Here is a 12,462-nt window from a genome sequence, read left to right on the forward strand (position 1 = left end):
GCGATGATTCCGCTTTCATTCGCGCAACGCCGCATGTGGGTTCTGCATCAGATGGAGGGCGGGTCGGAGAACTGGAACATGCCGGCGGCCTTTCGGTTGACCGGGTCCCTGGACCTGGCCGCCCTCGCCGCGGCGATCCGCGACGTGGTCGACCGGCACGAGATCCTGCGCACCGTGTACGCGACGAACGACGACGGTGAGCTCTACCAGCGCATCCTCCCGACAGCGGAGGCCACGCCGGAGGTGCCGGTCATCGAGGTGGCGCCCGAGGACGTGTCCGGCGCGGTCGACGAGGCCATCGCGTACCGGTTCGATCTGGCGGCCGAGATTCCGGTGCGCGTGCGCCTGTTCCGCTGCTCACCCGAGGAACACGTCCTCGTCCTGGTCATCCACCACATCGCCACCGACGGCAGCTCGGGCGCGCCGTTGGCACGGGACCTGGCCGCGGCCTACACCGCCCGCCGGGACGGCCGGGCCCCGCAGTGGGAGCCGCTGCCGGTGCAGTACAAGGACTACACGATGTGGCAGCGCGAGGTGCTCGGTGACGTCGCGGACCCGGACAGTCTCGGGGCGAGGCAGATCGCGTACTGGCGCGGGGAACTGGCCGGGGTGCCGCAGCCGCTGAACCTGCCGCTGGACCGCCCGCGGCCCCCGGAGGCGAGTGGGCGCGGCGCCACGGTCGGCCTCATGGTGGAAGCGGAGGTGGCGACGGGGCTGCAGAGGGTGGCCGACGAGCACGGGTCGACCATGTCGATGGTCCTGCACGCCGCGCTGGCGACGCTGCTGTGCAAGCTGGGCGGCGGGCAGGACGTGACGATCGGCAGCTCGATCGCCGGGCGGACCGACGAGGCGCTTGCCGATCTGGTCGGGTTCTTCGTCAACACCCAGGTGCTGCGAGTGGACCTCTCCGACGACCCCTCGTTCACCGATCTGCTCGCACAGGTACGGAACAAGGCGCTGGCGGCCTACGAGCACCAGGACGTCCCGTTCGACATGCTGGTCGAGTCGATCAACCCCGTACGGTCCGCCGCGTATCAGCCGCTGTTCCAGGTGATGCTCGGCCTGCTGAACTACGAGCGGCCGGAGCTCGAACTCGCCGGACTCACCTTGGAGGCCGAGCCGGCCACCGCGTCTAACTCCAAGGTCGACCTGTTCTTCAACGTGGTCGCGGACGACTCGGGGACGCTGCGGGGCGACATCCTGTACGCGACCGACCTGTTCGACCGGGAGACGGTCGAGGCCATCGCCGCTCGGTTCGTGCGGGTGCTGGAGCAGTTGGCCGCCGATCCGAGCATGCGCGTCGGGGACGTCGACGTACTCCTTGCGGGGGAGCGGCAGCGGCTGGTGGTGGAGGTGAACGACACCGCCGAGCCGACCCTGGAGGGAGGGCTGGTCGCGGCGCTGCGCAGGCAGGCACAGGCGACACCGGAGGCACTCGCCGCCATCGGCGAGGACGAGTCGGTCACCTACCAGGAGCTGGACGCGCGGTCGAGCAGGCTGGCGCACTGGCTGGTCGACCGTGGTGTGCGGGCGGAGTCGCGGGTCGCCGTGTGCCTGCCCCGGACGGTGAACCTGGTGGTGGCGCTGCTGGCGGTGCTGAAGGCCGGAGGAGCCGTCGTTCCGATCGATCCGGACCACCCGCGCTCTCGTATCGACCATGTCATCGCACATGCGGAGCCGGTGCTCGTGCTGGACGCCGACGCGCTGGCCGGCATGGACCGGTCGGGCTACCCGGATTCGGCACCGGAGGTGGTCGTCCGGCCCGAGAACACCCAGTACGTGATCTACACGTCGGAGTCGACGGGGAAGCCCAAGGGCGTGGCGGTCCCGCGCGGCGCGGTGGCCAACTACCTGGCCACGGTGCAGCGTCGGGTCCTGCTGTCGTCCGCGGACCGGATGCTGTTCGGCACGACCGTGGCGCTCGACATGGCCGTCACCGAGCTGTACCTCCCGCTCATCGCCGGCGCCACCATGGTGGTGGCGGCTGAGGAGACCGTCGACGACATGTCGTCCGTGGCGGAGTTGATGCGCCACCACGAGGTCACCGTGGTACAGGCGACGCCCGCCTTCTGGCAGACGCTGGCGATGCGCGAGCCGCACGCCGCGAACGGTCTGCGGATCATCATCGGCGGGGAGGCCGTACCGGTACGGCTGGCCAAGATCCTGGCCAAGCAGGCCGCCGAAGTGCTCCACATGTACGGCCCGACCGAGACGACGACGTGGTGCACCGAGGCACGCGTGAGGGTGGGGGCGGGGGTGCCGATCGGGTTGCCGGTCGGGAACACCCAGGTGTACGTGCTCGACTCACGGTTGCGCCCGGTTCCGCGCGGGGTGCCGGGTGAGCTGTACGTCGCCGGTGCCGGGGTGGCCCGCGGGTACCAGGGCCGGCCGGAGCTGACCGCGGAGCGGTTCGTGGCGTGCCCGTTCGGCCCCGCCGATGGCGGGCGAGGAGAGCGGATGTACCGCACGGGAGACCTCGTGCGCTGGGACAGCAACGGTCAGCTGGAGTACGTCGAGCGAACCGATCGCCAGGTGCAGATCCGGGGTTTCCGGGTCGACCTGGGGGAGATCGAGCATGTGCTGACCGGACATCCGGGCGTGGCCCAGGCGGCGGGTGTGGTGCGTGAGAACCAGGACGGCGGTCAGCGCATCGTGGGCTATGTGGTGCCCGAGCCCGATGCCGCGGAGTCTGATGCCGGTGTGCAGGCGCTGCTCACCGAGCTGCCCGAGTACCTGCGGGGGCACCTCCCGCGCCAACTGGTGCCCTCCGTGGTGATTCCGCTTTCGGAGATCCCGCTGACTCCGGACGGAAGGCTCGACCAAGGAGCACTGCCGTCCGGGGACACGAACACAGCGGTCAGCCGGGAGCCGCGCAACTCCCACGAAGAGAGAATGTGTGCCCTCTTCAGCGAGTTGCTCGACGTCGAGAGGGTCGGTATCGACGACGACTTCTTCGAACTCGGTGGCCACTCGCTCCTGGCCACCCGGCTCAGCGCCCGCATCCACAGCGAGTTCGACATCGAGATGCCCCTCAGGACGATCATCAAGTACCCCACGGTGGCCGAGTTGGCCGCGCTGCTGCTCGTCGCCTCTTCCGAGGAACTCTCCGACCCGTTCGCCGTCGTGCTGCCGTTGAACAGCGATCCCGGCACGGGCAAGCTGCCGCTGTGGTTCCTCCATGGGGGAGGCGGGCTGGGCTGGGCGTTCTTCAGCTTCGTGCTGCACGCGCAGGACCGGCCGGCCTACGCCCTGCAGTCCCGCGGCTGGAACAGCGCGGACAAGCTGGCGGGGTCGGTGGAGGAGATGGTCGAGGACTACGTCGACCAGATGGTGAAGATCCAGCCGGACGGGCCCTTCCACCTGATCGGCTGGTCCTACGGCGGGACTGTCGTGCAGGCCGTCGCGGAGGCGATCGACCGGCGTGGGCGCGAGGTCGCCTTCGTGGCCATCCTGGACTCCCAGCCCGGGGGGAACTATTTCAAGGAGATACACGCCGGCAGGACTCTGGCGGACTACCGGACGGAACTCGAAGAGCACTTCGGCCAGTACTTCGGCACCGAGAACAGGCAACAGCTCGTGGACAGCATGTCGAGAATCCTGGCCAACAACGCGGCAATCATGTCGAAGTTCGAATCGCCGGTCTACCGCGGTGATGTGCTGTTCTTCAACGCGACGCTCGAGGAGAACTCCTACGCGCACCTGTGGCGGCCCTACGTGCTCGGTTCCATCGAGGTGCACGACGTGCGCGCTGTGCACCACGAATTGCACATGCCCGGCCCCGTGGCCGAAATCATGGAGGTCATCAACCGCAAGCTGGCGGCATGACCGGACACCGACGCTGTGGAGCCGATTCGACGAACCGGCGAAGGGATGATGGGGGTTGGTCGCGGTGAAAGCATCCGGCATGCCGGCGGAGGACAGGGACCGGGCCACGCTGCTGTGTGTGCCGTTCGCGGGAGCGGGAGCTTCGTTCTTCCACCCGTGGCGGGCGTTGGCCGCCGACCGGTGGCGCGTGGTCGCCTTCGAATTGCCCGGCAGGGAGCGGCGGATGCTTGAGACGCCGTACCGCAATGTCGTCGAGGCGGCCAGGAACGAGGTCGACGGCATTGCCGCGACGCTCGGCGAGGGGGCACGGGTGGTGCTGTTCGGACACAGCCTGGGCGCGGTGCTCGCGTACGAGCTGGTGCACCTGCTGACCAAGCGCGACGTGCACGTCGAGCGGCTGGTCGTGAGTGGTTCACCGGGACCGTGGACGCAACGGGAGCGGCGCGCCGCGGGGCTCCCCGACGAGGAATTCCTCGCCCGCGTCGAGGAGTTCGCGGGGTTCCGGCACGAAGCCCTGGACCACCCGGAGATGCGTGAGCTGATTCTCCCCGTGCTGCAGGCCGACTGCGAGATGCACGAGGACTACCTTCCCAGCACCGGCGAACCGGTGTCGGTGCCGATCTGCTCGCTGCGGGGCGATTCCGACGGCCTGGTCACGGCGGAAGAGGCGCAACAGTGGCGGGGCGCGACCACGAGTGGATTCAGCTATGCGGAGCTCGAGGGCGATCACATGTACCTGGTCGATCTCGGCCGGGAGGTGCTGGACGTGATCGAGGCCGAGTCCGCCCGTGCCTGCTAGTGCCGTGCCAGGGGCGTGACAGAGGGGTGACAGCTCCGACGAGCACGGTGGGGACATGAGAAGTCCCGCGATTGCAGTCTCTGGACTGCGCAAGGCATATGGCGACAAAGTCGTGCTCGACGGCATCGACTTCGAGGTCGCTGAGGGATCGGTGTTCTCCATGCTCGGCCCGAACGGGGCGGGCAAGACGACGACGGTGAACGTCCTGGCGACGTTGCTGAAGGCCGACGCCGGAACGGTGCGCGTGGCCGGGCACGACGTGGCGACCGCGACCAAGCAGGTGCGCGGGGCCATCGGTGTGACCGGTCAGTTCGCCGCGGTGGACGATCTGCTGACAGGTCGGGAAAACCTGCGGCTGATGGCGGACTTGAAGCGCGTGCCCTCCGGCGATCAGACGGTCACGCAACTGCTGGAGCGGTTCGACCTGACGGAGTCCGCGGACAAGATGGCGGCGACCTACTCCGGCGGCATGGGCCGGAAGCTGGACCTGGCGATGACGCTGGTCGGCAAGCCGCGGATCATCTTCCTGGACGAGCCGACCACGGGTCTCGACCCCCGCAGCAGGCGCACGATGTGGGGCATCGTCCGCGATCTGGTGGCCAACGGCACCACCATCTTCCTCACGACCCAATACCTGGGGGAGGCCGACGAGCTCTCCGACCGGATCGTGGTGCTCGACGAGGGCCACCTGGTCGCCGAGGGCACCCCCGAGGAACTCAAGCGCCAGGCCCCCGGCACCCACGTCCGGCTCCGGTTCGACGACCTCGACGACCTCGACACGGCGGCCCGGATCTTGCCCGGTGCCACCCGGGACGACCAGGAACTGACCCTGCGGGTGCCCAGCAACGGTGACGCGAAGTCGCTGCGGTCCCTGCTGGACCGGCTCGACGAGCACGAGGTCAACGCCCAGGAGGTCTCCGTGCACACACCGGACCTCGACGACGTCTTCCTCGCCCTGACCGGTCACGCGAGCACGAAGGAGGCGGCGAAGTGAGCTCTCTCTCCGCGGCGTTGACCGATTCGTCGATCATGTTGCGCCGCAATCTGAAGCACACCCTGCGGAACCCGATCACGGTGTTCAACGCGCTTCTCATCCCGATCCTGGTCATGCTCATGTTCGTCAAGGTGTTCGGTGGCGCCTTCAGCGTCGGTGACGACTACGTCGACTACGCGACACCGGGGATGCTCGTGATGGGCATCAGCTACGGGCTCGGGGCGACCGCGACGGCCGTGAACGACGACATGACCAAGGGCATCATCAACCGGTTCAAGGCGATGGACGTCTCCCGCGGTGCCGTGCTGACCGGCCAGGTCGTCGTCACCACGCTGCGCTGCATGGTGGCCGACGCGGCCATCATCGGGGTGGCCTTCGCGATGGGATTCAACCCGACCGCGAGCGCCATGGACTGGCTCGGTGTGTTCGGTCTCGTCGTGCTGCTCACCGTCGCGACCAGCTGGCTCACCGTCGCCGTGGGGCTGGCCGCGAAGACCGCCGAGTCGGCCGGCTTGGCCGCCGTGCCGCTGATCCTGCTGCCGTTCCTGAGCAGCGCGTTCGTACCCGCGGACACGATGGGGGCCGGCGCGCGGCAGTTCGCGGAGTACCAGCCCTTCACCCCGATCATCGAGACGCTGCGCGGGCTGCTGGTGGAGGACGGCCCGTCCAGGGGCGACGCGATCGCGGCCGTCGCCTGGTGCGTCGGGCTCGCCCTCCTCGGCTACGTGTGGGCGCTCTCCACGTTCAAGAAGCGAGCGTGACCTCGACCAGCTGAGACCAGTTGGTCCCCGTCCCCTCCCGGGCCGCCTCGGCGAACCGCGCGTCGCCGAGGCGGCGGCGTGCGGTCTGCTCGATCCGGGCCACGTCCGGGTGGGAGCGGTCCTGCAGCCCGCGCACGCCCGCGCTCGCGGCGAGCAGCCGCGCCGCCTGCTCGTGCTCGTCACGGCGCAGCGCCAGGTCCGCGACCCCGACGAGTACGTGCGCGATCAACGGCGCGTGTCCCCCCTGGGACGCCGCCTCGCAGGCCGCCGCCCGGTGCGCCCGGGCCTCGCCGAGGTCATCGGTGAGGTAGCCGAGCAGGTCGTGGGTCGTCGCACGAATGATCGCCCGCTCCGCTTCGTCGCCCAACAGAGCCCTCGCGACGCCGAGTTGTCTGTGCGCCTCCTCGGTCCTGCCGCCCCACCGGGCGAGTTCCGCCTCCGAGAGGGCCAACTCGGCCAGAGCGTCCGGCCAGGTGACACGCTGCGCGCTCCGCCGCGCCTCGGCGAGGGCGACCGTGCAGGCGTCCTCGTCGCCCAGCAGCCAGTACAGCTGCGCCTGCCGCGACCGCATGCGCATGATGTCCTCGGCGGCACCCACCTCGGTGACGACCGCGATCGCCTGCTCGTAGTGCTCGCACGCGGCGACGAACTCCCCGCGCACGGCGATCCGGTCCGCCAGCTCGGTCAAGGCGAACGAGATCCCGAACCGCTCCCCGAGCGCCCGGAACTCGATGAACGCCCTCTCCAGATATGCGTCCGCGTCACGCCCGTCCCGGCCGAGCATGATCCGCATCTTGCCCAGGTGCAGCCGGGCCATCGCGCGTACCCAGGGGTCCTCGTCGTCGAGCAGTGGCTCGAACGCGGGCAGGAACGCGTCGGGCGCCTGCAGCATGCGTTCCAGGGGCGCGACGAATCCCAGCACCGGATGGCTGCGTCGGCTGCGCCGGCTGAACCTGTAGGTCTTGTGAATCCACTCCGCGGCCTGGTGTTCGTCACCGCCCGGCCCGGAACTCAGGAACATCGCGATGAGGGCGTACACCATGGCGCGGTCCTCGTCGGTCACCTTGCCGGACGTTCTGGTGGCCGCGGTGAGCAGCTCGATGCCCTCGGTCTTGTGGCCGCCGAGCCACCAGTACCACCCGGCACTCGCCGCGAGCCGCATCGCCGCCTGCGCCTCGCCCGCCGCCAGCGCGCCGCGCATCGCCGCACCGATGTTGCCGTGCTCCGTCTCGAGCGTGGCCAGCCAGTCCAGTTGCTCGGCGCGGCGCAGGTGCGGCTCCGCGATCTCGGTGAGCTCGGTGAAGCAGGCCAGGTGTGCGTGGCGCGCCCGGTTCGTCTCCCCTGCCTCAGCGAGCCGGTGCCGGGCGTACTCCTTGATCGTGCCGATCATGCGATAGCGCGGGGCGCTGCCGCCCTCAGCGAGCAGCAGCGACTTCTCGGTCAGCGCGGTGAGCAGTTCGAGGATCTGCTCGGGCTCGACGGCGTCACCCCCGCACACCCGTTCCGCCGCCTCCAGACTCGCCCCGTCGGAGAACACCGAGAGCCTGCGCAGAACCATGCGCTCGGCGTCGCTGAGCAGCTCCCAGCTCCAGTCGACCGACGCGCGCAGCGTCTTGTGGCGCGGCAGCGCGGTCCGGCTGCCGCTGGTCAGCAGGCGGAACCGGTTGTCGAGTCGGTTGGCGAGCTGGTCGACGGACATGGTGCGCAGTCGGGCCGCGGCCAGTTCGATCGCCAAGGGAATCCCGTCCAGCGCCCGGCAGACCCGCGCCGTGGTCTCCAGAGTGTGCGCGTCGGCACCGAGATCCCGGCGCACCGCCCCGGCCCGGTCCCGCAGCAGTCGGACGGCGGGTGAGGCCTTGATCTCGTCCGGGCCCGCGTCGCCTTCCGGCACGGCCAGTGGCTCGACCAGCCACAGTGCCTCCCCGGTGACGCCGAGCGGCTCCCGGCTCGTCGCCAGGATCCGCAGCCGCCGGCACTCCCCGAGCATCCGGTGGGCGAACACCGCCGCGGACTCGATGACGTGCTCGCAGTTGTCCAGGATCAGCAGCGCCTCCCGCTCGCGCATCGCGACGACGAGCCGGTCGATGAGTTCCGCGTTCGGGGCCCCGCCGAGCAGGGAGTCCCGCAGGCCCAGTGCGGCGAGCGTGGACTGCGCCACGTCGGCCACACCGCCGTTCACGCGGACGGCGGCGAGTTCGACCTGCCGGACCCCGTCCGGCAGGTCGCCGAGCAGCGTGCGCGCGGTCTCCGCGGCCAGCCTGGTCTTCCCCGAGCCGGCCGGCCCGATGACGGTGGTGAGCCGGTGCTCGGCGACGAGCTCACGGACCGCGGCGACATCGGCGCCCCTGCCGACGAAGGTGGTCAGCTCGGCGCGCAGGTTGGTCCTGGGGCCCGCTTCCTTTTGCCGCAGGCCCTGCCTCAGCTCACCCCGTAACAGCGCGACGTGTAACGCCACCAGCTCGGGGGAGGGGTCGGCGCCCAGCGCGTCGGCCAGCGCCTCCCTCGCGCGCTGGTACACGAGCAGCGCCTCGCTGTCGCGGCCTGCCGCGGCGAGGGCGCGCATCAGCGCGGCGACGAACCGTTCCCGTACCGGGTGCGCGGCCACCAGGTCGGTCAGCTCCGTGACCATCTCCGCACCGCGCCCGAGCGCGATCTCGGCGTCGATCCGCTCCTCCGTGGCGGTCAGGCGCAGCTCCTCGAGCCGGACGACCGCAGCGTCGAAGGCGGCGCTGTCCCGCTGGCCGACGTCCTGCATGGCCGCGCCGCGCCACAGTTCGAGGGCCTCGCCGAGCAGTTGCACCCGTCGGGGACTGTTCTCGGCGTGGGCCCGGCCCGCGACGACGAGGCGTTCGAACCGCACGGCGTCGACGGCGTCAGGCTCCAGCGCCAACCGGTAGCCGTCCGTCTGCCCCTCGATCACGCCGTACGGCAGTGCCTTGCGCAGCCGGGAAACCAGGCACTGGAGAGCGTTCGTCGCATCGGAAGGCGGGTGCTCGCCCCAGATCCAGTCGATCAGTGACGCCTTCGGGACCGCCTGACCCGTCCTGAGGGCGAGGGCGATCAGCAGTCCGCGCAGTCGCGCGCCCGGCATGTCGACCAAGTCACCGTCGTCCGTGCGGACTTCAAACTGCCCCAGCATCCCGATCTGCACCCGCTGATTCTGTCACGGGCGTTTTACGGGCAGCGAACTCGCCGACCTGCTTCTGGACATCGCGGCGGCTGTCCCGTCGACAGGACAGCTGGCGGAATGCGGCCGTCCGCACCGCCGGCGCCGTGTTGAGGTGGTACGGTCGCGGGCTGACGAGGCTCAAGCCGATCACGCAACACCTGAAGAACTCGCGCACCTCGTCGTGAGCCCGCGGTTCGGAGCGGAATCCGATGGCGGCCGGGATCTCCCTGTCGACGCAGCGCAATTCGCCCTCGTTGACGTACTCCTCCTGCCGGACCTCGGACCAGCCGCCACAGCCGAACCATTCCGGACAGGCACCGGAATCATCCTTTCGCTGTTCGCGCGGCACGCGGCACCTCCGCCCCTTTCCGTAGGTGAAACATCGAGAATTACGGAATGGATCCCGGCGAGAAAGGAGTAACGCGGCGACGCCAAGTCAATGCGGCTGCGCATGGTGATGCGCTGTCCCGCCGGCGGGACCACGGTGCCCGGCGGGGGCCGCACTGTGATCCCTTGCAGCGCGTTTCCCGGGCCATTTACGTTGGCCTGGCGATGGCCCCTCGGTGCACTGCCGGCGACCACTTCCGATCAACGGATTCGTCTCGCCGGCGGGACAGTGGGAAGGAGAATGCTGGCAATGGAGTCAGAAGCGCAAGCCGCTCGTCCGAGTGCGCCCGTGTCACTCGTGCAGGAAATCTCGGCGCTATGGGGGGAATACCTCTCCCGCGAAGTCGGGGCGGACGACGACTTCTTCGAACTCGGCGGCAATTCGCTGATCGGAATCAAGATCATCGACCGGGTGACCCAGGACCACGGCGTCGAGCTGTCCGTGCGCGACTTCTACCTGGCGCAGACACCGGCCCGGGTCGCCGCGCTGATCGTGCAGGGGAGGACACACAGGTGAGGTTGACGCCAGGTCCCGCACGCGACGTCGACCTCGATCGCGTCGACCTGTTCGACCTGGACCTCTACGCCTCGGGCGATCCGCATCCGATCTGGGACGTGATGCGGGCGAAGGCGCCCCTGCACCACCAGGTCCTGCCGGACGGCCGGGAGTTCTGGTCGGTGACCCGTTACGACGACGTCTGCCGGGTGCTCGGCGACCATCAGGCGTTCACCTCGGAGCGCGGCACGGTCGTCACCCATCTCGGGGTGGACGACGTCGCGGCGGGCACGCTGCTGACGTCCACCGACCCGCCACGGCACACCGAGGTCCGCAGGGCGATCGGAACCCAGCTCACCGCGCGGGCGGTGGCGCCCTGGGAGGACCGGATCCGGCAGACGATCGTGCGCTTCCTGCAACCGGCGCTCGACGGTGGCACCTTCGACCTGGCCGAGCAGGCGCTGCTCCTCCCGGCGATGGTCACGGGTCCGCTCCTCGGGATCCCGGAGCGGGACTGGGACGAACTCGTACAGCTGACCGCGATGGTGACGGCGCCCTCGGACCCGCACTTCCGGCACGGCAGCGAGGCCGCGACACTGGCCATCTCCCACCACGAACTCGTCACTTACGTCACCGAGTGGGTCAAACGACGGCGGTCGGCCGGCGGCGAGGACGGGAGCCTGCTCGACCACCTCATGAGCGTCCGCGCGGGGGGCGCGCCGCTGACCGACGAGGAGATCGCCCTCGACGGCTACAGCATCCTTCTGGGCGCCAACGTGACGACGCCGCACACCGTCTCCGGCACGGTGCACGCGCTCGTCGAGCGGCCGGAGCAGTTCGCGAAGGCGCAGGCCGACCCAGCTCTGGTCCCGAACCTGGTCGAGGAGGGACTGCGCTGGACATCGGCCGCCTGCAACTTCATGCGGTACGCGGTGAGCGACGTCCGGATCGGCGGGGGCACGATCCCGGCCCGTGGGGCGGTCGTCGCGTGGATCGGGTCGGCCAACCGGGACGATTCCCAATTCACCGCTCCCCACGAGTTCGACATCACGCGGGACAACGCCAAGCGCCAGGTCGCGTTCGGGTTCGGACCGCACTTCTGCATCGGGGCACCACTGACCCGGCTGACGCTGCGCGTCTTCTTCGAAGAACTGCTCCGGCGGTTCGCCTCGATCGACCTCGACGGTGAACCCCAGCACCTGCGGTCGTACTTCATCGCCGGGATGACCCACCTCCCCATCGTCGCCAAGAAACGAATGACGCCATGACATCCGGCCCCAGCACCGTCACGTCGCCGTGGTTCGTCCGACCGCAGTCCACCGACCACCCCGCCCGGCTCTTCTGCTTCCCCTACTCCGGGTCCGGCGCCTCGGCCTTCAGCGCCTGGCCCACCGCGATCGACGACGTCGAGGTCTGCCCGGTCCAGTTCCCCGGACGCGAGAACCGGCTGGCCGAACCCCACTACGGCACCTACGACAACCTCGCCGCCGACCTGGCCGGACCACTGGCGCCGCGCCTCGACCGGCCGTTCGCGTTCTTCGGCCACTGCGCGGGCGCGCTGCCCGCGTACGAGACCGTGGTCCGGCTCGCCGAACGGGGCCTGCCCCGGCCGGAGCGCCTCTTCGTGTCCGGCCAGCCCGCACCGCACGACGCCGCGAGCGACCGGATGCTCACCATGACCGAGACCGAACTGCGCGCCGAGTTGGAGTCGTTCCTCCGCGGCCGGGGCATCGAGCCACGGCCGGACATGATCGACCTGGGCATGATGGTGCTGCTCCGTGACCTCGCTGCCGCGCGTGCGTACCGGCGGAGCGAGCCGGTCAGGGTGGGCTGCCCCATCGTCGTACTGCACTGGCGGGACGACCCCGACGTGCGCCTCGAGCAGCTTGCGGGGTGGCGTCAGTACGCGGACTCGGTCGACATCCAGGTCGTCGACGGCGGCCACCACGACTTCATGAACGCGCCGGACGAGCTGCGGAAGTTGCTGACCTCTTGGCGGTGAAGGCAGTGCGGCCCGAGCGCCGTACGCCG

Annotated in this window: 9 protein-coding genes; 7 read left to right on the forward strand and 2 right to left on the reverse strand. The window is 69.8% G+C overall.

All coding sequences use genetic code 11. The features are described from left to right. Nucleotides 1–3 precede the first annotated feature (3 nt). The 4 genes from AC0KTA_RS37720 (at nt 4) to AC0KTA_RS37735 (ending at nt 6,379) form a co-directional block, all read left to right on the forward strand. The gene (locus tag AC0KTA_RS37720; RefSeq protein ID WP_481052696.1) at nt 4–3,825 is read left to right on the forward strand and encodes a non-ribosomal peptide synthetase; all 3,822 of its coding nucleotides are present in this window, start codon (nt 4–6) and stop codon (nt 3,823–3,825) included. Nucleotides 3,826–3,904: 79 nt separating this feature from the next. After that, complete coding sequence (locus AC0KTA_RS37725) at nt 3,905–4,624, forward strand: thioesterase II family protein (protein WP_481052697.1); 720 nt, start codon at nt 3,905–3,907, stop codon at nt 4,622–4,624. A gap of 55 nt (nt 4,625–4,679) precedes the next feature. Next, complete coding sequence (locus AC0KTA_RS37730) at nt 4,680–5,618, forward strand: ATP-binding cassette domain-containing protein (protein WP_481052698.1); 939 nt, start codon at nt 4,680–4,682, stop codon at nt 5,616–5,618. Continuing rightward, on the forward strand, nt 5,615–6,379 hold the full coding sequence (locus AC0KTA_RS37735; protein ID WP_481052699.1) for an ABC transporter permease: 765 nt from the start codon (nt 5,615–5,617) through the stop codon (nt 6,377–6,379). Before AC0KTA_RS37730 ends, AC0KTA_RS37735 begins: the two co-directional genes overlap by 4 nt. Here AC0KTA_RS37735 and AC0KTA_RS37740 read toward each other — a convergent pair. After that, entirely contained in the window at nt 6,363–9,530 is a 3,168-nt protein-coding gene (locus AC0KTA_RS37740) for an ATP-binding protein (RefSeq protein WP_481052700.1), read from the reverse strand. The two genes, AC0KTA_RS37735 and AC0KTA_RS37740, sit on opposite strands and share 17 nt — an antisense overlap. After that, nucleotides 9,502–9,897 carry a hypothetical protein gene (locus AC0KTA_RS37745; protein WP_481052701.1) on the reverse strand — a complete coding sequence of 132 codons (396 nt, stop codon included), beginning with the start codon at nt 9,895–9,897 and terminating at the stop codon, nt 9,502–9,504. The genes AC0KTA_RS37740 and AC0KTA_RS37745 overlap by 29 nt, the downstream gene beginning before the upstream one ends. A 288-nt stretch (nt 9,898–10,185) precedes the next feature. Here AC0KTA_RS37745 and AC0KTA_RS37750 point away from each other — a divergent pair, with 288 nt between their 5' ends. Genes AC0KTA_RS37750 through AC0KTA_RS37760 form a run of 3 tightly spaced genes read left to right on the forward strand, consistent with a single transcriptional unit; the run spans nt 10,186 to nt 12,433 of the window. Further along, nucleotides 10,186–10,452, forward strand: a complete 267-nt coding sequence (locus AC0KTA_RS37750) for a phosphopantetheine-binding protein (protein WP_481052702.1) — start codon at nt 10,186–10,188, stop codon at nt 10,450–10,452. Beyond that, on the forward strand, nt 10,449–11,699 hold the full coding sequence (locus AC0KTA_RS37755; protein WP_481052703.1) for a cytochrome P450: 1,251 nt from the start codon (nt 10,449–10,451) through the stop codon (nt 11,697–11,699). Before AC0KTA_RS37750 ends, AC0KTA_RS37755 begins: the two co-directional genes overlap by 4 nt. Then, nucleotides 11,696–12,433 carry a thioesterase II family protein gene (locus AC0KTA_RS37760; RefSeq protein WP_481052704.1) on the forward strand — a complete coding sequence of 246 codons (738 nt, stop codon included), beginning with the start codon at nt 11,696–11,698 and terminating at the stop codon, nt 12,431–12,433. The genes AC0KTA_RS37755 and AC0KTA_RS37760 overlap by 4 nt, the downstream gene beginning before the upstream one ends. Nucleotides 12,434–12,462: the final 29 nt, after the last annotated feature.

The sequence above is a fragment of the Streptomyces sp. Y309 genome (assembly GCF_056712025.1).

Coding starts and splice junctions, on each gene's coding strand:
- AC0KTA_RS37720 (WP_481052696.1), top strand. CDS start 4: ATGATTCCGCTTTCATTCGCGCAACGCCGCATGTGGGTTCTGCATCAG.
- AC0KTA_RS37725 (WP_481052697.1), top strand. CDS start 3,905: ATGCCGGCGGAGGACAGGGACCGGGCCACGCTGCTGTGTGTGCCGTTC.
- AC0KTA_RS37730 (WP_481052698.1), top strand. CDS start 4,680: ATGAGAAGTCCCGCGATTGCAGTCTCTGGACTGCGCAAGGCATATGGC.
- AC0KTA_RS37750 (WP_481052702.1), top strand. CDS start 10,186: ATGGAGTCAGAAGCGCAAGCCGCTCGTCCGAGTGCGCCCGTGTCACTC.
- AC0KTA_RS37760 (WP_481052704.1), top strand. CDS start 11,696: ATGACATCCGGCCCCAGCACCGTCACGTCGCCGTGGTTCGTCCGACCG.